The sequence below is a fragment of the Palleronia pontilimi genome (genome assembly GCF_016412875.1).
GTDB lineage: Bacteria > Pseudomonadota > Alphaproteobacteria > Rhodobacterales > Rhodobacteraceae > Palleronia > Palleronia pontilimi.
The window spans coordinates 38,730-61,525 of the sequence record NZ_JAEKPD010000008.1 but is presented as its reverse complement, the minus strand read 5'-3'; the positions used below and the strand labels follow the sequence as shown (position 1 = coordinate 61,525).

The 22,796-nt window shown below is 67.6% G+C and carries 24 protein-coding genes; 11 read left to right on the top strand and 13 right to left on the bottom strand.

From position 1 onward, the window contains the following. Positions 1-32 precede the first annotated feature (32 nt). Genes ILP92_RS09145 through dusB form a run of 3 tightly spaced genes read right to left on the bottom strand, consistent with a single transcriptional unit; the run spans position 33 to position 3,463 of the window. Positions 33-1,403, bottom strand: coding sequence for a response regulator (locus ILP92_RS09145; RefSeq protein ID WP_198916087.1), 1,371 nt, complete (start codon positions 1,401-1,403; stop codon positions 33-35). A gap of 15 nt (positions 1,404-1,418) precedes the next feature. Further along, the gene (locus tag ILP92_RS09140) at positions 1,419-2,495 is read right to left on the bottom strand and encodes a two-component system sensor histidine kinase NtrB (protein ID WP_198916086.1); all 1,077 of its coding nucleotides are present in this window, start codon (positions 2,493-2,495) and stop codon (positions 1,419-1,421) included. Next, positions 2,492-3,463 (bottom strand): tRNA dihydrouridine synthase DusB, encoded by a 972-nt coding sequence (dusB, locus tag ILP92_RS09135; protein ID WP_198916085.1) that lies wholly within the window; start codon positions 3,461-3,463, stop codon positions 2,492-2,494. The genes ILP92_RS09140 and dusB overlap by 4 nt, the downstream gene beginning before the upstream one ends. 205 nt (positions 3,464-3,668) lie before the next feature. On the opposite strand from dusB, the gene ILP92_RS09130 reads away from it, so the two are divergent. The 4 genes from ILP92_RS09130 (at position 3,669) to ILP92_RS09115 (ending at position 7,133) form a co-directional block, all read left to right on the top strand. Next, positions 3,669-4,829 (top strand): bifunctional 2-C-methyl-D-erythritol 4-phosphate cytidylyltransferase/2-C-methyl-D-erythritol 2,4-cyclodiphosphate synthase, encoded by a 1,161-nt coding sequence (locus ILP92_RS09130; RefSeq protein WP_198916084.1) that lies wholly within the window; start codon positions 3,669-3,671, stop codon positions 4,827-4,829. Next, positions 4,826-5,314, top strand: a complete 489-nt coding sequence (locus ILP92_RS09125) for a phosphatidylglycerophosphatase A family protein (RefSeq protein ID WP_198916083.1) — start codon at positions 4,826-4,828, stop codon at positions 5,312-5,314. Before ILP92_RS09130 ends, ILP92_RS09125 begins: the two co-directional genes overlap by 4 nt. Continuing rightward, positions 5,311-5,787 (top strand): CinA family protein, encoded by a 477-nt coding sequence (locus tag ILP92_RS09120; RefSeq protein ID WP_198916082.1) that lies wholly within the window; start codon positions 5,311-5,313, stop codon positions 5,785-5,787. Before ILP92_RS09125 ends, ILP92_RS09120 begins: the two co-directional genes overlap by 4 nt. Before the next feature lie 167 nt (positions 5,788-5,954). Next, positions 5,955-7,133: an ammonium transporter gene (locus ILP92_RS09115; protein WP_198916081.1), complete on the top strand. Its 1,179-nt coding sequence runs from the start codon at positions 5,955-5,957 to the stop codon at positions 7,131-7,133. A gap of 75 nt (positions 7,134-7,208) precedes the next feature. Here ILP92_RS09115 and ILP92_RS09110 read toward each other — a convergent pair whose 3' ends face one another. Together ILP92_RS09110 and ILP92_RS09105 are read right to left on the bottom strand one after the other, a co-directional pair. Continuing rightward, positions 7,209-7,709, bottom strand: a complete 501-nt coding sequence (locus ILP92_RS09110) for a hypothetical protein (RefSeq protein ID WP_198916080.1) — start codon at positions 7,707-7,709, stop codon at positions 7,209-7,211. Positions 7,710-7,802: 93 nt separating this feature from the next. Then, on the bottom strand, positions 7,803-8,261 hold the full coding sequence (locus ILP92_RS09105; RefSeq protein WP_198916079.1) for a type II toxin-antitoxin system RatA family toxin: 459 nt from the start codon (positions 8,259-8,261) through the stop codon (positions 7,803-7,805). A 66-nt stretch (positions 8,262-8,327) separates the two neighbouring features. On the opposite strand from ILP92_RS09105, the gene hpt reads away from it, so the two are divergent. Next, positions 8,328-8,882, top strand: a complete 555-nt coding sequence (gene hpt / locus ILP92_RS09100; RefSeq protein WP_198916078.1) for a hypoxanthine phosphoribosyltransferase — start codon at positions 8,328-8,330, stop codon at positions 8,880-8,882. Continuing rightward, positions 8,879-9,055 (top strand): hypothetical protein, encoded by a 177-nt coding sequence (locus tag ILP92_RS09095; protein ID WP_198916077.1) that lies wholly within the window; start codon positions 8,879-8,881, stop codon positions 9,053-9,055. The genes hpt and ILP92_RS09095 overlap by 4 nt, the downstream gene beginning before the upstream one ends. Before the next feature lie 26 nt (positions 9,056-9,081). On the opposite strand, the gene ILP92_RS09090 is transcribed toward ILP92_RS09095, so the two are convergent. Beyond that, entirely contained in the window at positions 9,082-9,609 is a 528-nt protein-coding gene (locus tag ILP92_RS09090) for a component of SufBCD complex (protein ID WP_198916076.1), read from the bottom strand. Between the two features lie 106 nt (positions 9,610-9,715). Here ILP92_RS09090 and hemB point away from each other — a divergent pair, with 106 nt between their 5' ends. From hemB to trpE, 5 genes are all read left to right on the top strand, one after another. Then, a complete protein-coding gene (gene hemB, locus ILP92_RS09085) occupies positions 9,716-10,708 on the top strand; it encodes a porphobilinogen synthase (RefSeq protein ID WP_198916075.1) in 993 nt (330 codons plus the stop codon). 68 nt (positions 10,709-10,776) lie between these two features. Further along, entirely contained in the window at positions 10,777-12,111 is a 1,335-nt protein-coding gene (locus ILP92_RS09080) for a WD40 repeat domain-containing protein (protein ID WP_198916074.1), read from the top strand. A 124-nt stretch (positions 12,112-12,235) separates the two neighbouring features. Continuing rightward, positions 12,236-12,796, top strand: a complete 561-nt coding sequence (locus ILP92_RS09075; RefSeq protein WP_198916073.1) for a lipid-binding SYLF domain-containing protein — start codon at positions 12,236-12,238, stop codon at positions 12,794-12,796. 77 nt (positions 12,797-12,873) lie between these two features. Next, on the top strand, positions 12,874-14,739 hold the full coding sequence (locus ILP92_RS09070) for a peptidylprolyl isomerase (RefSeq protein ID WP_198916072.1): 1,866 nt from the start codon (positions 12,874-12,876) through the stop codon (positions 14,737-14,739). Beyond that, positions 14,739-16,250 (top strand): anthranilate synthase component I, encoded by a 1,512-nt coding sequence (gene trpE, locus ILP92_RS09065; RefSeq protein ID WP_198916071.1) that lies wholly within the window; start codon positions 14,739-14,741, stop codon positions 16,248-16,250. Before ILP92_RS09070 ends, trpE begins: the two co-directional genes overlap by 1 nt. 81 nt (positions 16,251-16,331) lie before the next feature. Here trpE and lpxB read toward each other — a convergent pair whose 3' ends face one another. From lpxB to ILP92_RS18715, 7 genes are all read right to left on the bottom strand, one after another. Beyond that, on the bottom strand, positions 16,332-17,447 hold the full coding sequence (gene lpxB, locus ILP92_RS09060) for a lipid-A-disaccharide synthase (RefSeq protein WP_198916070.1): 1,116 nt from the start codon (positions 17,445-17,447) through the stop codon (positions 16,332-16,334). Further along, a complete protein-coding gene (locus tag ILP92_RS09055) occupies positions 17,444-18,244 on the bottom strand; it encodes an LpxI family protein (RefSeq protein WP_198916069.1) in 801 nt (266 codons plus the stop codon). The genes lpxB and ILP92_RS09055 overlap by 4 nt, the downstream gene beginning before the upstream one ends. Then, on the bottom strand, positions 18,241-19,038 hold the full coding sequence (lpxA, locus tag ILP92_RS09050; protein ID WP_198916068.1) for an acyl-ACP--UDP-N-acetylglucosamine O-acyltransferase: 798 nt from the start codon (positions 19,036-19,038) through the stop codon (positions 18,241-18,243). Before lpxA ends, ILP92_RS09055 begins: the two co-directional genes overlap by 4 nt. After that, on the bottom strand, positions 19,035-19,481 hold the full coding sequence (fabZ, locus tag ILP92_RS09045) for a 3-hydroxyacyl-ACP dehydratase FabZ (protein ID WP_198916067.1): 447 nt from the start codon (positions 19,479-19,481) through the stop codon (positions 19,035-19,037). Before fabZ ends, lpxA begins: the two co-directional genes overlap by 4 nt. 78 nt (positions 19,482-19,559) lie before the next feature. Beyond that, positions 19,560-20,150, bottom strand: a complete 591-nt coding sequence (locus ILP92_RS09040; protein WP_198916066.1) for an OmpH/Skp family outer membrane protein — start codon at positions 20,148-20,150, stop codon at positions 19,560-19,562. After that, on the bottom strand, positions 20,125-22,461 hold the full coding sequence (bamA, locus tag ILP92_RS09035) for an outer membrane protein assembly factor BamA (RefSeq protein WP_235971285.1): 2,337 nt from the start codon (positions 22,459-22,461) through the stop codon (positions 20,125-20,127). The genes ILP92_RS09040 and bamA overlap by 26 nt, the downstream gene beginning before the upstream one ends. Positions 22,462-22,608: 147 nt before the next feature. Beyond that, positions 22,609-22,734 (bottom strand): hypothetical protein, encoded by a 126-nt coding sequence (locus tag ILP92_RS18715; RefSeq protein WP_268968519.1) that lies wholly within the window; start codon positions 22,732-22,734, stop codon positions 22,609-22,611. Between the last annotated feature and the right edge of the window lie 62 nt (positions 22,735-22,796).

Sequence of the window (22,796 nt, the reverse complement as noted above, 5' to 3'; positions counted from 1 at the left end):
CTTTGCCCGACTGCCACGCTTCTGTTGCGCTTTTACATCAATTTGCGGCGCCGTGTCACGCGGATATCGAGGTCGGTGATCTTTTTGCGCAGCGTATTGCGATTGATCCCCAGCAGATCGGCGCATTTCGCCTGGTTTCCGCCGGTGGCATCCAGCGCGATCTCGATCAGCGGCGCTTCGACTTCGCGCAGGATTCGCTGGTACAGCCCCGCGGGCGGCAGCACGCCGCCATGCAGATCGAAATAGCGGCGCAGGTGCTGGTGGACCGAGGCTTGCAACCGGTCGCCCTGCCCGCCGCTGCGCAGGGGCTCCATGGCAGGCTGGTTGCCCAGCACGGTTTCGACTTCTTCGCGGCTGATGCTTTCGTGGCTGGCGGTCAGCAGCAGACGGCGCACTGTGTTTTCGAGCTGGCGCACGTTGCCGGGCCACGAATAGCGGCGGATCAGGGCGGTTGTCTCGTCGTCCATGGCGCGCGCGGGCAGGCCGTCGCGCTCGCCGCGGGCCAGGAAATGCTCGGCCAGAAGCGGGATGTCCTCGACCCGGTCGCGCAGCGGCGGCACGCTCAGCGGCACGCCGCTCAGCCGATAGAACAGGTCCGCCCGGAATTCGCCGGTCTCCAGCCGATCCGACAGATCGCCCTGGCTGGTGGCCATGACCCGCGGCGCGTCGTCGGTGAAGCTGTCCAGCATCCGCACGATCCGGGCTTGCGCGTCTGCGTCCAGGTCGCCCACCTCGTCGAACAGGATGGTGCCCAGCCGCGCGCGCGCCACGATCGCCGAGATGGCGTCAGGTTGCGCCAGGTCGGCGGCCCCGACGACGACGAAGGGCTGGTTGCGGCGGTCCGAAAAATCGTGGATCGCACGCGCCATCAGCGATTTCCCGGTGCCCGATTCGCCAGAGATCAGCACCGGCAGATCGGTGTTCATCACCTGCGCCACCAGCCGGTAAAGCGCCTGCATCGCCGGTGTGCGCCCCACCAGCGGCAGATCGCCGTCACCCGCCTGCACGTCGCGCGGCGGGCCCGGGGGCGCGACGCGGCGGGGCGTGTCCAGCGCGCGGGCGGCCCGCTTCATCAGGTCCGGCAGATCGAAGGGCTTGGGCAGGTAGTCGTAGGCCTCGGCCTCGGCCGCCTGGATCGCGGTCATGATGGTGTTCTGCGCCGAAATGACGATCACGGGCAGGCCCGGCCGCCGCTCGCCGATCTGCGGCAAGGCCTCGAGCCCGTTGCCGTCGGGCATGATCACGTCCGAGATCACCAGGTCGCCCTTGCCCTCGTCCACCCAGCGCATGAGCGTCACCATGGACGACGTGGCGTGGACCTTGCAGCCCGCGCGGGTCAGCGCCTGGGTCAGAACGGTTCGGATCGTGCGGTCGTCATCGGCGACGAGGACTGTGCCATCCATCGTTTGGGTCCTTTCCTAGGAAGACGCGTCTGACCGCGGGGCCATCGGCAGGGATATCCGGAACGCGGTGCGCCCCGGACGGCTTTCGACCGAAATCAGGCCGTCGTGTTCGCTGATGATCTTGCTGACCAGTGCCAGGCCAAGGCCCGTGCCATTCTCGCGTCCCGACACGAAGGGATCGAAGATGGCGTCGGCCAGTTCCTGCGGCAGCCCCTTGCCATCGTCGATAACCTCGAGCTGCAGGGGCAGCGCGGCGCCGCTGCCATCGCGGCGGCGCAGGCGGAGCGAATGATCGTAGAAGCTGCGCACCGTGATGGTGCCGCCTTCGGGGCTGGCCGCCTGGGTTGCGTTGCGGATCAGGTTCTCGATCACCTGCTGGATCTGGTCGGCATCGACATAGGTCAGCGGCAGCGACGGGTCGTAATCCTGCTTCAGCTTCATGTGCGACGCGAAGCCCACGCCGGCGATCCGCAACGCCCGGTCGGTGATGTCGTGGATATTGGCCGGTCGGCGCTGGGGCGGGCGCAGGTTGCCGAATTGCTCGACCTGCTCGAGCAGCGCCACGATGCGCTTCGATTCCGCGACGATCAGGTCCGTCAGCTCTAGGTCGCCGTTGCTCAGACCCATGGACAGAAGCTGTGCGGCGCCGGTGATGCCCGCCAGCGGGTTCTTGATCTCGTGCGCCAGCATCTCGGCCATGCCGATGGCCGAGCGCGCGGACGACCGCGCAGTGCCCGCCTGGCTCAGACGGCCCGCCATCTGGCGCGGCGTGAGCATCACCAGGACGCCCCCGTCCCGTCCGTCCAGCGGTGCGATCTGCAGGTCGCATGTCTCTGGCGGGCGATTGCCGCCGCCCGCGTCGACATTGTTGATGAAAAGGGCCGCGCGGTTTTCGCGGACGCGCCGGAACGCGTCGTCGAGCGGCGCGTCGACCAGCAACCGGTCGAACAGCGGCTGGCCCGCCAGGCTGCGCGCCGAGCTCATCAGGAAGTCCTCGGCCACCGAATTGACGTCGGTGATGCGGTCCTCGGCATCGACCAGCAGGATCGGGACCGGCAGCGAATGCCAAACGATCTGTCCCAGGTCGCTCATGCCGCCTGCCGTTCGGTGTCGAAGGCCAGGTCCAGCAGGCCGTGGCAGGCCAGCGGATCGGGCCCGGTCAGAACCTCGCGGCGCAGTTCGGTCGGCGTGCCCGCGTGGTCCATGTACCATCCCAGGTGCTTGCGCACGACGCGGGTTCCCAGCGCGCGGCCATAGAAACGGCACGAGGCCTCGACATGGCCCGCCACGAGATCGGCAAGTGCGCCGCCCGCGGGGATCAGCGGACGCGGCGTGCCGTAAAGATCGGCCGCGATCCCCGCCAGCGCCCAGGGCCGCCCCTGCGCCCCGCGGCCCACCATCACGCCGTCCGCGCCCGACGCCGCCAGGGCCGCGCGGGCGGTGTCGGCGTCCGTGATGTCGCCATTGGCGATGACCGGGATCGACACCGCGTCCTTGACCGCCCGGATCGCCGCCCAGTCCGCGCGACCCTTGTAGAACTGGCAGCGCGTGCGCCCGTGGATGGTGATCATGGCGATGCCCGCGGCTTCGGCCCGGCGTGCAAGCGCGGCGGCATTCCGGGACGCATCGTCCCAGCCCAGCCGCGTCTTCAACGTCACCGGGACCGATACCGCGCCCACCACCGCGTCGATCAGCGAAAGCGCGTGATCCAGATCGCGCATCAGCGCCGAGCCGGACGCGCCGTTCACCACCTTCTTGGCCGGGCAGCCCATGTTGATGTCGATCAGGCGCGCGCCCGCCGCCTCGATCCGGCGCGCGGCCTCGGCCATCCAGTATGCCTCGCAGCCCGCCAGTTGCACCGCGCCCTGCCCCCGGCCGCGGCCCGGACACGCACGGGCCACGACCCCCACGCTGTCGCAGACCATCTCGCGGCTGGCGACCATTTCGGACGTGACCAGGCCCGCGCCGAATCCCGCGACGATGTCGCGGAAAGGCAGATCCGTGATGCCTGCCATCGGGGCCAGCAGCACGGGCGGCGTCAGATCGAGGGGTAGCGGCATTAGACCGGATGACTTTGCGCAAGAAATAAGCAATTGCTGACTTTCGTATCGTCGCCCGCGCCTTTGTTCAAACCTGACGAGCCGAAAACTGCCCGAAATCTCATCCTGCCTAAAAATAAGGCGCCTGCCGGGTCGATCGCGTGGGATTGTCAGCCACAGTGACAATCCGTAGAAATTCCGACCGAAGAGTGGGGGGTCTTTCGACATGGCAGAATACCGGACCACGGCGCTGATCGTGGCCGCGGGACGCGGGACGCGCGCGGGGCCCGGCATCCCCAAGCAATGGCGCATGCTGGCCGGACGCACGGTGCTGGCCCATACGCTGGACGCCTTCCGGAGCATGGCGCGGATCGACGACATCGTGCTGGTGCTTCACCCCCAGGACATGGACATGGCCGCGGCCTACACCGCCCATGGCGACGTGGCGGTGGTCAGCGGCGGGCAGACCCGGGCCGCGTCGGTCCGCGCCGGGCTCGAGGCGCTGTCGGACCATCCCCCCGCCCGGATCCTGATCCACGATGTCGCCCGCCCCTGCGTCAGCGCCGAGCTCATCGACCGCGTGATCGACGCGCTCGACACCAACCGTGCCGCCGCCCCGGCCCTGCCGATCCGCGATGCGCTCTGGCGCGGCGAGCGGGACCGCGTGACGGGCCTGCATGACCGCGACGGCCTGTTCCGCGCCCAGACGCCCCAGGGCTTCCATTTCGACGCGATCCTGTCGGCCCACCGCGCCCGGCAAGGCGACGCCGCGGACGATGTGGGCGTGGCCCGCGCGGCGGGGCTTGAGGTCGCGATCGTGGCGGGCGATGAAGACAATCTGAAGATCACCGGGCCCGAAGATTTCGCCCGTGCCGAAGCTATCCTGGAGCGCCGCATGTCGCAGATCCCCGATATCCGCATGGGCAACGGCTTCGACGTGCACGCGTTCGGGCCGGGCAATTCCGTCACGCTCTGCGGCATCGCGGTGCCCCACAGCCACGGGCTGACCGGCCATTCGGACGCCGATGTGGGACTGCACGCGATCAGCGATGCGATCTACGGCGCCTTGGCCGAAGGCGATATCGGACAGCATTTCCCGCCCTCGGACGACCGCTGGAAAGGCGCGGACAGCGTTGTTTTCCTGGACCACGCGCGGGATCTGGCCGCCGCGCGGGGCTTTGCGATCCGGCATGTGGACCTCACGCTGATCTGCGAGCAGCCCAAGATCGGGCCCCACGCCGCCGCCATGCGGGCGCGCGTCGCAGAATGCTTGGGGCTGGACATGGGCCGCGTCAGCGTGAAGGCCACGACCTCCGAGCGCCTGGGCTTCACCGGGCGCGGCGAAGGCATCGCGGCGCTGGCGACCGCCACGCTGGTGGGCGCATGAACCGGCTGGTCACCACCTTCTTCTACGCGGGCCTCCTGAAACCCGCGCCGGGAACCTGGGGCTCGGCGGCGGCGCTGCCGGTGGCGTGGCTTTTGCATGTCGTCGGGGGGCCGTGGCTGTTGGCGCTGGGTGCGGGGGTTGCGTTCTTTTGGGGCCTGAAGGCAACGACGACCGAGGTCGCGCGGCTCGGGCAGGAAGACCCTTCCGAAATCGTCATCGACGAAGTCGTGGGCCAGTGGATCGCGCTGCTGCCCATCAGCATCGGCGCGGCCCATGCCGGGGTCGCGATCACCGCGCTCTGGCCCGGCTGGATCGCGGCCTTCGCGCTGTTTCGCCTGTTCGACATCCTGAAACCCGGCCCCGTGGGATGGGCAGACCGGCGGGGTGATCCGCTGGGGGTGATGCTCGACGACGTGATCGCGGGCGTCTTCGCGGCCCTGGGCGTAATCGCCCTGGCGGCGCTGGCCCACGGAGTTCTTGCATGAGCCTCGCCGCGCAAATCCTTGAGGCCGCGCGCAAATCCCGCGCAACGATCACTACCGCCGAAAGCTGCACCGGCGGCATGGTCGCCGCGGCCCTGACCGATCCCCCGGGGGCGTCGGACATCTTCGAGCGCGGCGTCGTCACCTATTCCAACGCGGCCAAGGTCGCGCTCCTGGGCGTCGCCCAGGCAACGCTCGACGCCCATGGCGCGGTCAGCGAGGACGTGGCGGCCGAAATGGCGCAAGGCGCGCGCGTCCGGGCGGGCGCGCAGATCGCCGTGGCGATCACCGGCATCGCGGGCCCGGGCGGCAGCGCGCAAAAGCCCGAAGGCCGGGTCTGCTTCGCACTGGCATCGCCCGACACGCTTCGCCTCGAGACGGTGGAATTCGGCCCACTGGGACGCGACGCGGTGCGCCGCGCGGCCCGCGACCATGCGCTCGGCCTGATCCTGAAGGCCCTGACCGAAAGCGACTGAGCGCACCACCCGTCCCATTCGCGCGCACGAATCGGGCGGCGACCCAATTTTTCGCCGAAAAATTGTGCGCTTCCCAGATAGCCCGATTCTTGTGCAACCGCTGCCTTCCGTTCGACCACCGGCCCAAGCCCTATGCGCCGGGAAAATCAATTCGGAGGAACTCAACCATGGTCGGAGCCGATACCGCCTGGATCATCGTGGCCACCGCGCTCGTGCTGTTCATGACATTGCCGGGCCTGGCGCTGTTCTACGGGGGGCTGGTGCGCGCGCGCAACGTGCTGAGCGTGTTCATGCAATGCTACGCCATCGCCTGCCTGATGAGCGTGCTGTGGCTGGCCTTCGGCTACACCATCGCGTTCGGCGACGGGGGCGCGCTCTGGGGGGGCTTGGGCAAGATGTTCCTGATGGGCGTCGACGCCGACAGCCTGTCGGGCACCCTGCCCGAGGTGCTGTTCTTCGCCTTCCAGATGACCTTCGCCATCATCACCCCCGCGCTGATCGTCGGCTGCTTCGTCGAGCGGATCAGCTTCGGCTTCGTGCTGCTTTTCTCATCGTTGTGGATGCTGCTGGTCTATGCACCCGTGGTGCACTGGATCTGGGGCGGCGGCATGCTGTCGGATGGCGGCATCCTGGGCGCGGTCGGCGTGAAGGACTTCGCGGGCGGCGTCGTGGTGCACGAGACCGCCGGTCTGGCCGCGCTGGTCATCGCGGTGATGCTGGGCCCGCGCTCGGACCGCAGCAAGCCGCCGCACAATCCCGGCATGGTGATGATCGGGGCCGCGATGCTGTGGGTCGGATGGTTCGGTTTCAACGGCGGCAGCCAGCTGGCTGCCGATGGCGGTGCCGCCATGGCGCTGACCGTCACGCATATCTCGGCCGCCACCGCGTCGCTCAGCTGGGCGCTGTGGGAGCGGATGAAATACGGCAAGGCGTCGCTGGTGGGCATCGTCACCGGTACCATCGCGGGGCTCGCGTCGATCACGCCCGCCTCGGGCTTCGTCGGCCCGATCGAGGCGCTGGTGATCGGCGCGGTCGCGGGCGTGCTCTGCCAAGAGGCCGTGAACCTGATCCGCAACCGCTTCGGCATCGACGACACGCTGGACGTCTTCGCGGTGCACGGCGTGGGCGGCATTTTCGGCACGATCATGATCGCGGCCTTCGGCGCGGGCGCGTGGTTCGCCCAGTTGGGCGCGCTGGTCATCGTGGGCGCCTTCACGGTCGTCATGACGGTCGTCCTCGTCCAGGTGGTCAGGATGTTCGTGCCCATGCGCGTCGATCCCGAGATCGAGCGTTCGGGCCTGGACATCGCCGTGCACGGCGAGCGGGCATACGACATCGCGTCCTGAGCCACGCCGCTGAAGCGCTCGCACGAAAAAGGCCCCGGATCACGTCCGGGGCCTTGTCCTGTCCGACCCGGATGGTCAGCCGACCATGTTCAGCGACTCGGGCTGTTCGGGCGGGCGCGCGGCCTCTACCCCCTCGTTGTAGACGATGTCCAGGATGGGTCCGCCCGGCGCCGGGGGCCCGAAGACCGGGTCGGCCATGGCCTGGATCTGCAGGACCGCCTGGGTTTGCAGACGCATCTGGCTGGCCGCCGCTCTCAGACCGAAGCCTGCCGCGGGGGCCAGGTCCGGCGCGATACCGAGGCCATCCGCCTCGGCGGAGCGGGCCGTCGCATCCTGTGTCGCGGGATAGCCGAAGGTCGCGCCGGCACCCGTCGTGTCGGTGCTGGCCTCGACGGGTTTGGTCCCGGTCGACGTATCCGGCCCTTCGGCAGGCTTGGTCTGCGGGTCGCTGGTGCCGTCGGTCTGATCGGTCCCGCTGTCGGCTTTCGGCTCGTCGCTGCCATCCGTTTCGTTGGTCGTGTCGCTGGGCTTGGGCTGCGTGCCCCCATTCGTGCCCAGGGTAATTCCGCCAATCATCGTTTCACTCCTTTTTACGCGTTCGATTGCCGCCGGGTTTTGGTGGCGAAATCCAGCAGGAATGTGGCGCGAAAATGATTTGCGAACAGTTGGTTAACGGCCGCTCTTCGATCCGTAGAGCGCATCCGCCCGCCGCTCGAAGGCGCGCACGATCCGCTGCATCGCGTCATTGAAGAACATGTTGGCGGCCGATCCCAGGATGCGGCTCTTGAATTCGAAATCGACGTGGAACCGCACTTCGCAACCGGAGCCCAGATCCTTGAAATTCCACGTGGAATTCATGTGCTTGAAAGGGCCTTCCACATATTCGGTGTCGATCTGCATGGTGTCGCGGTGCAGCACGACGCGGCTGCCGAACCGCTCGCGGAAGACCTTGAAGCTGATCACCAGGTCGGCCTTCAGGACCTCGCCGTCGGGCGTCTCGCGCCGTTCGCGGATTCGCGCGGCGGCGGTCCAGGGCAGGAATTTCGGATAACTTTCGACATCGGCCACAAGATTGAACATTTGCTGCGCGCTATAGGGCAGCTTGCGGGTCTCGTGGTGGCTCGGCATAAGTCTTCTCGCGTTTCCCCTGGGGCTAGATGTCACCCGGGCGCCGCGGATTTCAAGGGGGCGATCATGTCACAGCCGGCCTATGTCATCGACGAGTTGATCTCGGCCAAGCGCATCGCCGCCCGGATCGAGCAGCTGAGCCACGACATCCACGACCATTTCAAGGGCACGAACAAGCTGGTGGTCGTCGGTCTGCTGCGCGGGTCCTTCGTGTTCATTGCGGATCTGGTGAGGGAGCTCGATCTGCCGGTCGAGGTGGATTTCCTGGAAGCGTCTTCCTACGGCGATGCCATGAAATCCAGCCGCGAGGTGCGGATCCTGAAGGATCTGCGCGGCGAGATCGCGGGCCGAGACGTGCTGGTGGTCGAAGATATCGTCGATACCGGTTTCACCCTGCACCACGTGCTGGGCCTGTTGCGCGCGCGCGAACCGGCCCGGCTGGAAACCATCGCCCTTCTGGACAAGCCGTCCCGGCGCGAGGTCGACGTGAAGGCCAGTTGGACCGGCTTCGAGATCCCCGACGAATTCGTGGTGGGCTACGGCATCGATTACGCGCAGCGCAACCGCAACCTGCCCTTCATCGGGACGGTGCGGTTCCTGGACAAGGCCGACGACGCATGAACTTCCACTGGATGATGCGCGCCAAGCGCTGGGCGCAGAACCCGCCATCGGCGAAACAGGTGAAGCTCGTGCTGGTCGTCATCGCGGTCTGCATCGCGCTCTTCGCCTACGAGCGGGTGATGGGCTGGCCCGACTGGCTGACCCCGGACCCCGTCGGCCGCGCCCCGCGCTAGCCGCCGCGCCGCTAGCCGACGCGCCGCTAACCGCCCAGCGGGCCCACATTCATGTTCTGGTACATCCCCCACACGGCGGTGACGAAGATCGACACCATGCCGATCACCTGCACCATCTGGCGGTGACGGGTCAGGCGCAGGCGCAGGGCAGCACCGCTCAGATCCGCCATCTCGATCAGCCGTGCGGTCGACAGGCTCAGCAGGCCCACCAGCGTCATGGGGGCCGCGATCAGGAACACCGCCTGCGCGAATTCGACCTGATAGACGAAGCCCAGGATCATCAGCGCCGTCAGGATCGCCGCGCCGAACCCCACGATCCACAGCCCGGACACACGGGCGATGAACAGCAGCCGGTTGACCCTAATCCGCACCAGCGTTTCCAGGTCGCGCTCGGACTGGCCGCCATGTTTCGCCGCGCGGCCGACCATGTCGAAGGGCACGCCCAGCACGTAATGGCTGGTCGTGGACCAGACCGCTGCGAGGGCAATCCAGAACCACAGGTTCGAGAACGAGCGCATGTCGATCAGCTCGAAGACGATTTCGTACCAGTTCAAGGGAGGCCTCGTTCGGGGTCTTGTGGGTCGGACTTACACTTGAGCCACGGGGAAATCCATGCAACCCACGCTCGGAAACCGGAATTCGTTGCATATGGATCAGATAATGACGCAGGCCCCCTTCCCCGCCACCCGCTTCCGCCGTCTGCGCCGCACGCCCCAGCTGCGCGCGATGGTGCGCGAAACCGCGCTTGGCACCGGGGATCTGATCTGGCCGGCCTTCGTGCGCGACGGCCACGCCGAGCGTGACGCGGTGCCGTCGATGCCGGGTGTCGAGCGGCTGAGCATCGACCTGCTGGTCGACGCGGCGCGCGAGGCGGCATCGCTCGGCATCCCGGCGATCTGCCTCTTTCCCTATACCGACACCGCCCTGAAATCCGAGACCTGCGAAGAGGCCTGGAACCCCGACAACCTGTCCAACCGGGCCGTCCGCGCGATCCGGGACGCAGGCATCGACATCGCCGTGATGACCGACGTGGCGCTCGACCCCTACAACGCCAACGGCCATGACGGCATCGTGCGCGACGGCGTGATCGTCAACGACGAGTCGGTCGAGGCGCTGGTGAAGATGGCGCTGGCCCAGGCCGCGGCGGGCGCCGACATCCTGGGGCCGTCCGACATGATGGACGGGCGCATCGGCGCCATGCGCACGGCGCTCGAATCCGAAGGGCACACGGATGTCACGATCATGTCCTACGCGGCCAAGTACGCCAGCGCCTTCTACGGGCCCTTCCGCGACGCGGTGGGGGCATCGGGCGCACTGAAGGGCGACAAGAAGACCTACCAGATGGATCCGGCCAACAGCGACGAGGCCATGCGCCTGATCGCCCGCGACCTGTCCGAAGGCGCGGACATGGTCATGGTGAAGCCGGGCATGCCGTATCTGGACATCTGTTCGCGCGTGAAGCGCGAATTCGGCGTGCCGACCTTCGCCTACCAGGTCAGCGGCGAATACGCGATGCTGAAGGGCGCCGCCGAGCGCGGCTGGCTCGACGGCGAGCGGGTCATGCTGGAAAGCCTGATGGCGTTCAAGCGCGCGGGCTGCGACGGCATCCTGACCTATTTCGCCCCCGACGTGGCGCGGCTTCTGAACGCCTGATCCCGGCCGTTTGACCCGTTCGGGCTTCCGGGTAAGATGCCCCCAGGGAAGCGGTTGGGGCAACGGCCATGAGACACCTTCGCAAGCCTGCCATCTGCGGGGCATTGGCGATCTTTCTGGGTCTGTCGGGCGCCGCCCACGCGCAGGACGCGCGGCTTCTGAAACTGCTGAGCGAGGATTTCGCCCGCAGCTCCCACGGACATCTGACGCGCTGCGACCGGGGCACGGCGATCATCGACGCGTTGCGCGGTCTTCCCGCCGACCCTTCTGCCGACGACATGCAGACCTTCGACGCGGCCGCCCAGGCCCTGCTGAACGCGGTGGGGTCCCGGGCGCTGCGCATTCCGCGGACATTCAGACAGATCACTTCCGTCAGCCCCGACGGACGGCGCGTCTTCGCGGGCGAGCAACGCTTCGACGCGGCGGTCGAGGACGGCCAGCCCTGGTCGCTGTTCGACCCGCAGACCGGTGCTCTGGTGGCCGACCTGGTCCCGTTCGACGAAGCAAACGACACCGGCGTGATGCTGTCCGAGCCCCCGGTCTTTTCACCAGACGGTAGCCTGATCGCGGTCCCGGTCATCTCGGATGCCAGCATCCGGCTCTTTGCGGCGGAAGACGGGCGCGAATTGCGGCGCCTGACGGGCCTGCAGAAGCGCGGAAATATCGGCGCGACCATCCTTCCGGTCGGCTTCAACGGCGACGGCTCCCGCTACGCGGCCTACGGCATCGGCATGATCCTGGTCTGGGACGTGGCGACGGGGCAGATCGTCGTGCAGCACGACGTGCCGCTGTCGAACGATCCGTCCATCTATCCCGTCGGGTGGGATCACCTGGACCGATTGCTGGTCAGCGTCCAGTCGGGGCGCTCGGACGATCAAAGCTACACCAGCCAGGTGATCGAGATCTGGGACGACACCGGGGCCCGTCAGCCGCTGCTGGATTTGTCCTCGGCCGTCGAGCAGACCGTGGGCCCGCTCTTCACCCACCTGTCGCCCCGGACCGCCCACATGGCCATCCCGGTCGGCAGGCCGGTCCTGCAAACCTGGACCCTGGACGGAACGCGGATCGGTGAAGTTCCCATGGGGTTCGGCTACGTGGTGTTCACGCCGGACGGCAAGGGCGTGACCGCCTGGAACCCGGACGCGGCCGATGCCCGTGTCCGGCGGTTTTCCCTGATAGACGGATCCGAGGTCCCGGTGCAGCCACACGATTCCATCCCCTTCCTGCATTATGTCTGCGACATGGACGGCGAAGGCCTGGGGATCGGGCTGAACCGGTTCGGGAACGCCACCTACACGGGCGCCGATCTGCCCACCGGCCGCGCGCTCTACGATTTCGTCTGGACGAACCTGCCGCAACAGGTGCGCGATCTGGTCGAAAGCGATCGCTTGCCGGGCCAGTAGCGGCACGTCCCCGCCGAAAAAAACCATTTGGGATGACAGAGCGGCTTCCCGCCGATATAACCTTCACCAGAGCGGTCGCCCAAGGCCGCCACCTGAGGCTATCGGCAGTAACAAGGGACATCCCATGACATTTCCAACCCGCCGGGCGGTTCTGGCCGGAGGTGCCGCCATGGCACTGGCCACCGCGGGCTGCGGCAACGGCGTCTCCAGCCGCGGCAGCGCCCAGATCGACGCGCGCGTGCAATCCACGCTGAACTATCTCTACTCCACCTATCCCGCGACGCAGGATCTGCGCGACAAGGCCAGCGGCATCCTGGTCATGCCGCTGATCACCAAGGCGGGGCTTGGCGTGGGCGGCAGCTACGGGCGCGGTGCGCTCTTGGTGAACGGCTCGCCCATCGACTACTACTCGGCCACGCAAGCTACGCTGGGACTGCAGATCGGCGCGCAGCAATACGCGCACGTGCTGTTCTTCATGACCAACGACGCGCTCTACGATTTCCGCAATTCCAGCGGCTACGAGGCCGGCGCCGACATCGAATACGCCTTCCGCGACCAGGGCGGCAACCTGTCGGCCACCACGACATCGTCGCTGACACCCGTGATCGGCGTGGTCTTCGGACAGGCCGGTGCCATCGCGGGCGCGTCCGTCGAAGGCACCAAATACACCCGCATCATCCCCTGATCGGCGGCTGATCTTGCGGGCCGCCCCAAGGCCCGATAGACCGCCCGCAACAAGAATTTCGGGCGGAGTGATCGACCATGGCCAAAAGCGGCGGCAACGCGGTGTCCAAGGGCATCGTCTGGGTGATCCTGCTTTTGCTGATCGTGGGCCTTGCGGGCTTCGGCGCGGGCAGTTTCGGCGGCTCGGTCCGCTCGCTGGGCAGCGTGGGCGACACCGAGATCGACATCGACCGCTACGCGCGCGCGGTGCAGCAGGAAATCCGCAGCTTCGAAGCGCAGACCGGCCAGCGCCTGACCTTCCAGCAGGCGCAGCAATTCGGTCTGGACCGGATCGTGCTGCAACGCATGGTGGCCCTTGCGGCGCTCGAAGACGAAGCCGACGAGCTCGGCATCTCGGTGGGCGACGCCGAAATCCGGCGCGAAGTCCTGCAGACAGAAGCGTTCGAGGGGCTCGACGGTCAATTCGACCGTGAAGCCTACGAATTCGCGCTGGACCGCGCGGGCGTCAGCGTCGCCGAATACGAGCGTGACCTGCGCGACGAGATTTCGCGCACACTGCTGCAGGGCGCCGTCGTGTCCGGCATCCAGCCGCCCGATGCCTTCGTCGACGCGCTTTACGACTACGCCCGCGAAACCCGCGATCTGACCTTGCTGCGCCTGGGCCGGGCCGATCTGGACACCCCCATCGGCGAGCCGTCGGACGCCGATCTGCAGGCCTATTACGACGCCAATCCCGACCAGTTCACCCTGCCCGAACGCAAGCGCATCACCTACGCGTGGCTGCGCCCCGAGATGCTGGTGGACGACGTGGCGGTGGATGACGACGCCCTGCGCCGTCTCTACGACGAGCGCGCCGAGCTCTACGACCGCCCCGAGCGGCGGCTGGTCGAGCGGCTGATCTTCGAAAGCGACGAGGCCGCCCAGGCCGCCGCCGACTCCATCGCCGCGGGCGACACCGATTTCGACCAGCTGGTCGATCAGCGCGGCCTCGAGCTGGCCGATATCGACCTGGGCGAGCTGACCCGCGACGACCTGGACGGCGCCGCGCGCGACGCAGTGTTCGACGCGGAAACGGCCGGAATCGTCGGGCCGGTCGACACCGACCTGGGCCCCGCGCTCTTCCGCATCAACGCCATCCTGCAGGCGGTCACCACCCCGTTCGAGGACGTGCGCGACGACCTGCAAAGCGAATACGCGCTGGACGCCGCGCGCCGCATGATCGAAGACCAGATCGACCCGGTCGAAGACCTGCTGGCGGGCGGCGCCACGCTGGAAGAAATCGCCGACGAGACTCCGTTCGAGGCAGGCGAGATTCTGTATTCCCCGGAAATCGCCAGCATCGCGGGCGACGATATCGACGCCTACGAAGAATTCCGCAGCGCCGCCGCCGCGGCCGAGGTCGGCGACTTCCCCGAGCTGGGCGAGCTGGCTGATGGCGGTCTTTTCGCCCTGCGCGTGGACGAGGTCGTGGACCCGACCCTGCATCCCCTGGACGAGGTCGAGGTGCAGGTGATCGAAGCCTGGGATAGCGCCCAGCTGACCGAGCGGTTGCAGGCCAAGGCCGACGAAATCTTCGCAGCCGTGGGCGACGGCGCGGACCTCGCGTCGCAGGGCGGCGTCGAGATCCGGGAAACCGGCGTGCTCCGCGACGCCTTCCTGGAAGACACGCCCACCGACCTGGTCCTGACGGCCTTCGAGATAGAAGAAGGCGCTCTGCGCGTGATCCCGACCGACGGTGGCGCCCTGATCCTGCGCGTGGATGCGATCAACCCGCCCGCGGGTGACAGCAACGAGGCCCAACAGATCAAGGACAGCGTCCGTCAATCCGCCGGGCAAGGCATCGCGCAGGACATCACCGAAGCCTTCACCAGCGCGCTCGAGAGGCAGAAAGGCATCCGGCTGAACAGCCAGGCGGTGCAGGCCGTCAACGCGCAGTTCAACTGATGCGCCTCACGCCCGAGTTCGACGCGTTCCAGGCGGCTTTCGACGCGGGCCAGTCCCAGGTGGTCTATACACGGATCGCCGCCGATCTGGACACGCCGGTGTCGCTGATGCTGAAGCTGGGACAGGCCGGGCGCGATACGTTCATGCTCGAGTCGGTCACCGGCGGCGAAGTGCGCGGGCGCTACTCGATCATCGGCCTGAAGCCGGACCTGGTCTGGGAATGCCGCGGCACGTCCAGCCGGATCAATCGGCAGGCGCGCTTCGATCCGGACGCCTTCACCGATCTGACCGGCGATCCGCTGGCGACCCTGCGCGGCGTGATCGCGGAAAGCCGGATCGACCTGCCGTCCGAGCTTCCCGCCTCGGCCGCGGGGCTGTTCGGCTACCTGGGCTACGACATGATCCGGCTGGTCGAACATCTGCCGCACGTGAATCCCGATCCTCTGGGCGTGCCCGACGCGATGATGCTGCGCCCGTCGGTCGTGGCGGTGCTGGACGGCGTGAAGGGCGAGGTGACCGTGGTCGCGCCCGCCTGGGCCGGGCAGGGCCTGTCGGCGCGCGCGGCCTACGTGCAGGCCGCCGAGCGGGTGATGGACGCGTTGCGCGATCTCGACCGCCCCGCGCCGGTCGAGCGCGACCTAGGCGACGCGGTCGCCCTGAGCGAGCCGCGCTCGAACTTCACCCACCAGGGCTATCTGGACGCGGTGGCGCGCGCCAAGGACTACATCGCGGCGGGCGACATCTTCCAGGTCGTGCCATCGCAGCGCTGGACGCAGGATTTCGACCTGCCGCCCTTCGCGCTCTACCGCTCGCTCCGGCGCACCAACCCGTCGCCCTTCATGTTCTTCTTCAATTTCGGCGGCTTCCAGGTGGTGGGCGCATCGCCCGAGATCCTGGTCCGCGTGATGGACGGCGAAGTGACGATCCGCCCCATCGCGGGCACGCGGCCCCGTGGTGCCACGCCCGAAGAGGATCGGGCGCTCGAAGCCGATTTGCTGTCCGACGAGAAAGAGCTGGCCGAACACCTGATGCTGCTGGACCTCGGCCGCAACGATACCGGCCGGGTCAGCAAGATCGGCACCGTGCGCCCCACCGAGGAATTCATCATCGAGCGCTATTCCCACGTCATGCATATCGTGTCGAACGTCGTGGGCGAGCTTTCGGACGAGCACGACGCGCTGTCGGCGCTGCTGGCCGGTCTTCCGGCGGGCACCGTATCGGGTGCGCCCAAGGTCCGCGCCATGCAGATCATCGACGAGCTCGAGCCGGAAAAGCGCGGCATCTACGGCGGAGGCTTGGGCTATTTCAGCGCGCGCGGCGACATGGACATGTGCATCGCGCTGCGCACCGCGGTGGTCAAGGACGCCACGCTCTATATCCAGGCGGGCGGTGGCGTCGTCTATGACAGCGACCCCGAGGCGGAGTTCCAAGAGACCGTGAACAAGGCCCGCGCCCTGCGCCGCGCGGCCGAGGACGCGGCGCGCTTCGCGGGCGGGCGCAATTCCGGCTGATCCGCCCTTTGCGGGCCTGGCACCGGGATATTTGGAAGAACAAAGATGGGGAAAGGTGTCTAGGCAGGGCGGGCGTAGCCCTCAGCCCAGCCCGTCCAGAACGGCGCGGGCGGCGCGCAAGCCGGGCGGATCGCCGCCTTCGCCCAACGCATGCATGGTCTGCTCGAGCGCCCGTTCCTGGGATGTCGGATCGTCCATCAGGGTGCGCAGCGCGTCGGCGATCGCTTCGCCCTTGCAGGCGGGTCCCAGGAATTCCGGCACCACCTTTTCGCCCACCACCAGGTTCACCAGTGTCACGGTGTCGATCAGGGCCATGCGCCGCATGATCTGCCAGCTGAGCCAGCTCATGTCGTAGGCCACGACCATCGGCGTGCGGGCGCGGGCCAGCTCCAGCGACACCGTTCCGCTGGCCGCGAGGGACAGGTCGGCGGCGGCGAAGGCGGCGCGCTTCAGCGCGGTATCGGAGGCGTCGATCACCCGCGTCTCCGGCCAGTCGGCAAGGTGGTCGCGGATCAGTCCCGCCACGTGGGGAACGGCGGGCAGGACGATGCGCAGATCTGGCCGGTGGGCCTTCAGACGCCCGAGCGCGTCGCCGAAGACCGGCATCAGGCGGCTGACCTCGGATTTTCGCGACCCGGGCAGCGCCAGCAGCAGCGGGCCGTCGCCGAAGGCGGCCACGAGGTCTGCGTCGGCGTCCGGTCCCGACACCACCGGGTGGCCCACGAAATCGCAGCGCATCCCGGCCGCTTCCATGTAAGGCGGCTCGAACGGCAGCAGGGCCAGCACCTGGTCCACATGCGCCGCCATCTTCCGCGCGCGCCCCGGCCGCCAGGCCCAGACCGATGGCGCCACGTAATGCACCGTCCGGATGCGCGCGGATCTGCGCACGCGCGCGGCCACCCGAAGGCAGAAATCGGGGCTGTCGATGGTGATCAGTACGTCCGGGCGCGCGTTCAGGACCGCATCGGCGGTCTGAATCATGCGGCGGCGCAGGTGCAGGTATTGGGGCAACACCTCGGTCAGTCCCATGACGCTGAGCTCGTCCATGGCGAACAGGCTTTCCATGCCCTGCGCCTGCATCAAGGGCCCGCCCACGCCGTCAAAGGTCACGTCGGGCCGCAGGCTCTTCAACCCCTCCATCAGCGCCGCGCCAAGCCGGTCGCCCGAGGCTTCGCCCGCGATCACGAAGACCTTCATGCCGGACGCACCCAGACGAACAGGCCCGCCGCGCGCGCCGCCTCAAGCGTCGCGTCGCGGTCGACGATCATCACGCCGCCAGCTTCGATCACCACGCCGCGCAACCCGGCCTCGGCTGCCGCGCGGACCGTTTCGGGACCGATCGCGGGCAGGTCCACCCGGCGGTCCTGCCCCGGTTTCGGCCCCTTGTAGAGGAGCCCCCCCTCGGGCAGCCGAAGGTCGCCGCGGCGCGCCTGCGCCACGCTGCCCAGCATCCAGTCCGTACCCGGCATCGCCTCGATCGCCAGCGCCTGGCCGCCCGCCACGACGCAGGCCTGCCCCACATCCGCCTGCCCCATGGCCGCTACGATGGCGGCCGCGCGGGCGGCATCGCGTTCGGCCGTTTTCGGCAGCGTCCCGACAAGCACACCCGCGGGCGGCAACAGGTCGGGCACCAGGTCGTGCGCGGCCACGGGGGCGATCCCGGCATCTTCGAACAGGGACAAGACCAGCCGCAGCGCCGCATCGTCGCCCTGCCCCAGCACTTTCAGCATCCTCGGCACCAGCGGCAGCGTCGCCGCGTCGACCTTGGCGGGGTTCAGCGCCGGGCGCCGGATCGCCCCGGCAAAGCAGATCCGAGTGATGCCGTCGGCCTTCAGCCCCTTGATGAAGCCGCCCAGCGTTTCGACCCGGAAGCTGCGCGCCACCTCCAGCCCCTCGGGCGCGAACCCTTCGACGGCCGCGATCAATTGCGGCCGGGCACGCTCGGCCAGCACCTGCGGCAGGCGCCCCTGCCCGGCCACCAGGCACAATGTCATGACGGTGTCAGGAAGCCGCGGTCGCTGGGCGCCAGGATGAAATCGGTGATCAGGCGCACGTAGTCGCTGTCCGTCTCGTCCGAAAGCCGCCTCGCGCGGTCCTGGAACGCGCCTTCCCCCTGCTTGAGCATCTGGAACGCGGCCCTGAGGGCGGTGATGTCGCTGCGATCCACGCCCCTGCGCTTCAGCCCCACCAGGTTCAGCCCGTCCAGCTCGCCGCGCGGCCCTTGCACCAGCGCGTGGGGGATCACGTCATGGGTAACCATGGTCACCGCGCCGATGATGGCGCCGGTGCCGATGCGCACCCATTGGTGCACGCCCGAAAGCCCGCCGATGATCACGTCGTCGCCGATACGGCAATGCCCCGCCACGGCCGAGTGGTTCACGATGATGACCCGGTCGCCGACGATGGCGTCGTGGGCCACGTGGCAGCCGGTCATGAACAGGCAATCGTCGCCCACCTTGGTCAGCCCGCCGCCGCCCTCGGTGCCGGTATTCATGGTCACGTGCTCGCGGATGCGGCAGCGCGCGCCGATTTCCAGCCGCGTGACCTCGCCCGCGAATTTCAGATCCTGGGGGATCTCGCCGATGCTGGCGAAGGGAAAGACGACCGTTCCCGGGCCGATCCGCGTCTGGCCCGTGACGACCGCATGGCTCTTGATCTCGACGCCCGCACCCAGCGTGACCTCGGGACCGATCACCGCGAAGGGGCCGATCTTGACGTCATCGCCGATATCCGCGCCATCCTCGACCAGGGCCTGGGCGTGGATCTGCGCGGTGGGCGAGACGGTCACTTCGGCAGGTCCATCATGGCGGTGAACTCGGCTTCGCAGGCCAGCTCGCCCTCGACCTCGGCGCGGCCGTGGAACTTCCACACCTTGCCGCCGCCGCGCTTGGTGGTGATGTGCATCTCGAGCCGGTCACCGGGGATCACCTTGCGGCGGAACTTGGCACTGTCGATGGCCATGAAATAGACCAGGAAATTCTTGTCGGCCAAGTCTTGGGCAACCCCCACCATCACGGCCGCGGTCTGCGCCATCGCCTCGATGATGGTGACGCCCGGCATGATCGGGCTGCCGGGGAAGTGTCCCTGGAAATGCGGCTCGTTGAAGGTGACGTTCTTGATGCCGCGGGCGCTGTCATGGCCTTCGATATCTTCGACCCGGTCAACCAGCAAAAAGGGATAGCGATGCGGAATGATCCGCTGGATCAGGTGGATATCGGCCGATTGCGTCATGGAGACCCCTTTCGCGCGGTGGCATGGCTGCGCATGGGTAGCAAGCGCCATGCCGGGGCGCAAGAAACGCCGGGTCGTCTATTCCTGCGTCTCGTCGGGCACGCCATCGCCGATTTCGGCGTCGATCCGGCGGATCGCCAGCGGCGTGATATCGGCGGCATCCACCGCCGACAGGACGGCCCGCCGGTCCAGCAGCACCAGCGCGCCGCGCTCGGCCAGGATCTGGCGCAGGACGTCCCCGATAAGCCCGTAAAACGTCTGGCGCGCTTCGTCCCGCAGGCGGCTGACGGCGCGCAGCTTGGCATCCTGTTCGGCGCGAAGCTGCGTCACGCGGGCATCGAACGCGGCGGCACGGGCGCGAAAGACGTCCTGCGACACGGTCTTGCGCAGCTCGGTCAGCGCGCGTTCCTCGGCGGTCAGCTCGGCCTCGATCCGGCGGTTCTCGGCGGCCAGCTCTTCGCTGCGGCTGTCGATCTCGGCCAAGACGCGCTGGCCGTATTCGCTGTCATCGAAAAGCCGCTCCTGGTCCACCACGACCACCGGCAGGCGCAGCGGCGCGTCGGTCTCGCGCGCATCCTGTGCCGCAGCCGTAACGCCGGATGCAAGCGACAGGCACAGCGCGGCGGCCAGGCGGCGGAAGGACCTAGAACGTGGTCTGGACACTGACATTGAACGACTGCGTGCGGTCGTAATCCTCTTTCTTCAGCGCCTTCGAGAAGTTGAAGCGCAGCGGTCCCAGCGGCGTGGTCCAGAACACCGACACCCCGGCCGCGACCCGCACGTTCAGATCGTCGTCGACCTCGACACCGTCGAAACCCGTGGTCTCGTCCAGCGACCAGACGGTGCCCGCATCCAGGAAGACTCCGCCCGAGATGCCGTATTCCTCGGGGATGCCCAGGGGGAAGTCGGCCTCGAAGCGGGCCACGGCGAAGGCGTTGCCGCCCAAGGCATCCTCGTTCGGCGCGGCCAGATCGCGCGGGCCAAGCCCCAGCGGCTCGAAGCCGCGCATCTGGCGCGAGCTCAGGAAGAAGCGGTCGATGATCCGGTTGTTGCGATCCCCGAGCGAATTGATCGTCCCGGCCTCGAAGATGGCGCGCAGGGTCACTTCCTCGTTCCAGACCTGGCGCTGGGCGCGGGCGGTCAGGGTCGTCTTCAGGTATTCCGAGTCACCGCCCAGCCCCGCCAGGTCCTGGCCGAAGCGCAGCACCACGCCGCTTTCGGTATCCAGCCCCGTGCGGCGGCTGTCCCAGGTATAGGTGTAGCCGATGGACGAGTTGTATTCCGACCCCTCGTCGGCCTGGATGATGGGCGAGCTTTCCTCGTCCACGTCCAGGATCGATTCCTTCGCCAGGCGATAGCGCAATTGCAGCCGCCCGTTATCGCTGACCGGGAAGCTCAGCGCCGGGCTGAAGCCCGCCACGCGGGTGTTGTAATCGGCCTCGTCCAGATCGGTGGTCTCGTAGAAGACGCTGATCCGAGCGGACAGGTCGCGGCCCAGGAAGTAGGGCTCGATGAAGGTCAGCTGCGATTGCTGGCTGTTGGCGCCGGTCGAGATGTCGAAGGCCAGCGTCTGGCCGCGGCCCAGGAAGTTGCGCTCGGAATAGCCGACATTGAACCCGATGCCGCTGTCGGTGCTGTAAGCGCCGCCCAGGGTCAGGCTTCCGGTGGGCTGCTCTTCCACGTCCACGTCCACGATGACCTGGCCCGGCGCGGTGCCGTCGCGCGCCTCGACCTCGGCATTCGCGAAAAACCCGAGGGCCCGGATCCGTTCGGCCGCGGCGCGGATTTCGCGGGGATTGAAGGGGTCGCCCTCGACCACGTTGAATTCGCGGCGAATGACCCGGTCCAGCGTGGTGGCGTTGCCCTCGATGTCGATGCGCTCCACGAAGATCCGCGGCCCGCGTTCCAGCTCGAAGTTCACGTTCAGGATCAGGTTGCGCTGGTCCCGGGTGATCTGCGGCGTGGCGCGGATGAAGTTCAGCCCCTTGCGGATCGCCAGGCGCTCCATCCGGGTGATGGCGTTGTCGATCGCCTGGGGCGAATAGGTCTGGCCGCGCCGGATCTGGGCGACGGCCGCGAATTCCTGCGGATCGATCCCCGGCACCTGCGACGACGCGGTGATCGACCCGAAATCGTAGCTTTGCCCTTCCTGCAGGTTGAAGGTGATGAAGAACGCGCCGCGATCGCGGGCGAATTCGTTGTTCACCGACAGGATGCGGAAGTCGATATAGCCGCGCGAGCTGTAGAAATCCGTCAGAAGCTGGCGGTCGAACTGGATGCGGTCGGCCACGAAGGTATCGCGGCCGATGATCCGGCGCAAAAGACCCGCCTGCTTGGTGGCCAGCACCCGGCGCAGGCGCGCGTCGGAATAGTCGCGGTTGCCGACGAAGGACAGGCGCTCGATCTCGACGACGCCGCCTTCGGCCACTTCGAACACCAGGTCCACGCGGTTTTCCGAGCGACGGATGATGCGCGGCGTGACGCTTGCCGCCAGTCGCCCGCGCTCCTCGTAGATGGCCGCGATGGCCGCTGCGTCGGCTTCGGCCTGCGACGGCGAATAGATCCGACGGGGCGTCGTCTCGACCACGGCCAGAAGCTCTTCGTCGTCGAGCCGGGAATTGCCTTCGATGTTGATGCGGTTGATGACGGGCCATTCCGCCACGCGCACGACCAGCGTGCTGCCCTGCGGCGCGATCTCGACCGTCTCGAACAGCCCCGAATTGACCAGGCGCTGGTAGGCGGCGTTCAGATCGCCCGCGCTGACCGCCTGCCCGCGCGGAAGGTTCAGGAACGACAGGATCGACGCGTCCTCGACCCGGGCGTTGCCTTCGATCGAGACGTTCGAGAAACTGAAGGACTGCGCTTGCGACGGCAGGGGCGTCAGGCTGACCAGCGCCAACAGCAAGGCTCCAAGTCCAGCGCGCCACAAACCGTTGAAATCCAGACCTTTGCGGCCGCCCGCCCCCATCGCAGTCAGCATGTATAAATCCAATTCTGACGTCCCTGTCATTGGTTGAGTAGCGGGATTGTCAGACCTTGTCAAAACGGCAAGCACCCCGTCGGTGCAAGCTGCGACGGGGTGTGTTTTTGGGGCCGATCGGGGAATGGCGCGCCTGGGCGCCTGAAGTCAGAGCGAACCGATGAACGCACCGAAGCACAAGGCGAAGGCGATGGTCGCCGGGTAAAGCAGCCGGTCGAAATTGATCCGGTAAAGCAGTGACAGACTGCGAGATCCCGCCTGGATATATTCCATGATCTTCCCCTAATCCCCGTTTGGGCGTGGAGTCGGGTCTATCGGGCGATTGTGACAAGATT

Bases quoted from the DNA above. Each gene is read 5' to 3' on its own strand.
- ILP92_RS09145 (WP_198916087.1), bottom strand. From the start codon at position 1,403: ATGGATGGCACAGTCCTCGTCGCCGATGACGACCGCACGATCCGAACC.
- ILP92_RS09140 (WP_198916086.1), bottom strand. From the start codon at position 2,495: ATGAGCGACCTGGGACAGATCGTTTGGCATTCGCTGCCGGTCCCGATC.
- dusB (WP_198916085.1), bottom strand. From the start codon at position 3,463: ATGCCGCTACCCCTCGATCTGACGCCGCCCGTGCTGCTGGCCCCGATG.
- ILP92_RS09130 (WP_198916084.1), top strand. From the start codon at position 3,669: ATGGCAGAATACCGGACCACGGCGCTGATCGTGGCCGCGGGACGCGGG.
- ILP92_RS09125 (WP_198916083.1), top strand. From the start codon at position 4,826: ATGAACCGGCTGGTCACCACCTTCTTCTACGCGGGCCTCCTGAAACCC.
- ILP92_RS09120 (WP_198916082.1), top strand. From the start codon at position 5,311: ATGAGCCTCGCCGCGCAAATCCTTGAGGCCGCGCGCAAATCCCGCGCA.
- ILP92_RS09115 (WP_198916081.1), top strand. From the start codon at position 5,955: ATGGTCGGAGCCGATACCGCCTGGATCATCGTGGCCACCGCGCTCGTG.
- ILP92_RS09110 (WP_198916080.1), bottom strand. From the start codon at position 7,709: ATGATTGGCGGAATTACCCTGGGCACGAATGGGGGCACGCAGCCCAAG.
- ILP92_RS09105 (WP_198916079.1), bottom strand. From the start codon at position 8,261: ATGCCGAGCCACCACGAGACCCGCAAGCTGCCCTATAGCGCGCAGCAA.
- hpt (WP_198916078.1), top strand. From the start codon at position 8,328: ATGTCACAGCCGGCCTATGTCATCGACGAGTTGATCTCGGCCAAGCGC.
- ILP92_RS09095 (WP_198916077.1), top strand. From the start codon at position 8,879: ATGAACTTCCACTGGATGATGCGCGCCAAGCGCTGGGCGCAGAACCCG.
- hemB (WP_198916075.1), top strand. From the start codon at position 9,716: ATGACGCAGGCCCCCTTCCCCGCCACCCGCTTCCGCCGTCTGCGCCGC.
- ILP92_RS09080 (WP_198916074.1), top strand. From the start codon at position 10,777: ATGAGACACCTTCGCAAGCCTGCCATCTGCGGGGCATTGGCGATCTTT.
- ILP92_RS09075 (WP_198916073.1), top strand. From the start codon at position 12,236: ATGACATTTCCAACCCGCCGGGCGGTTCTGGCCGGAGGTGCCGCCATG.
- ILP92_RS09070 (WP_198916072.1), top strand. From the start codon at position 12,874: ATGGCCAAAAGCGGCGGCAACGCGGTGTCCAAGGGCATCGTCTGGGTG.
- trpE (WP_198916071.1), top strand. From the start codon at position 14,739: ATGCGCCTCACGCCCGAGTTCGACGCGTTCCAGGCGGCTTTCGACGCG.
- lpxB (WP_198916070.1), bottom strand. From the start codon at position 17,447: ATGAAGGTCTTCGTGATCGCGGGCGAAGCCTCGGGCGACCGGCTTGGC.
- ILP92_RS09055 (WP_198916069.1), bottom strand. From the start codon at position 18,244: ATGACATTGTGCCTGGTGGCCGGGCAGGGGCGCCTGCCGCAGGTGCTG.
- fabZ (WP_198916067.1), bottom strand. From the start codon at position 19,481: ATGACGCAATCGGCCGATATCCACCTGATCCAGCGGATCATTCCGCAT.
- ILP92_RS09040 (WP_198916066.1), bottom strand. From the start codon at position 20,150: ATGTCAGTGTCCAGACCACGTTCTAGGTCCTTCCGCCGCCTGGCCGCC.
- bamA (WP_235971285.1), bottom strand. From the start codon at position 22,461: ATGCTGACTGCGATGGGGGCGGGCGGCCGCAAAGGTCTGGATTTCAAC.
- ILP92_RS18715 (WP_268968519.1), bottom strand. From the start codon at position 22,734: ATGGAATATATCCAGGCGGGATCTCGCAGTCTGTCACTGCTTTACCGG.